This window comes from Psychrobacter sp. T6-1 (assembly GCF_052258445.1).
Map to the genome: position 1 here is coordinate 1 of NZ_JBQQFC010000843.1, position 513 is coordinate 513.

Annotated in this window: 1 pseudogene; it reads right to left on the minus strand. The window is 47.2% G+C overall.

Annotated elements, in window-relative coordinates:
- Window positions 1-513 (minus strand): annotated as a pseudogene (locus tag ACTXGO_RS16280) (ComEC/Rec2 family competence protein); the annotation flags it as partial.

Consider the following 513-nt stretch of genomic DNA (forward strand, 5'->3'; position numbering starts at 1 on the left):
ATCGCTGAAGGTTCAATGTTAAGCGCTGATGGCTCCGTAATATTAGCAATCGGTATGCCGACTTGATTGATAGTGGCTACCCCGTCGATATGACGCGCGCGCAGCCAGCGATAACTGTCAAAACCCGAAGGATTATTTATTGCCTGCTCTGATGTGGCAAGCGGCGCTAGGGTCAAGCTCATAAACAACTGATCGCCTGGGCGCAAATCATTTAGACTATTGAGAGACTGATTTGATACTTTGGGGTAAGCGCTAAGCAGTACCTTATAGGTTGAGACATAATCAGAGCGCTGACTATTATTGTCATTAGACAACAATGAGGGGGTTAATTCAGCCGCTGTCATCTCAGCGACTTGCGGCGCGTAATGGCTGATAGTCGCTACCTGACGATAACCACTGCTCGCCTGTGTATCATAAACGCTGTCGCTTACGCCTACGATAGTAACCAGCGCTGACACCCGCATAGAATCAGTAATTTTTGTAGTTTCTGCTTGCTGATACTCATAAGTAGCT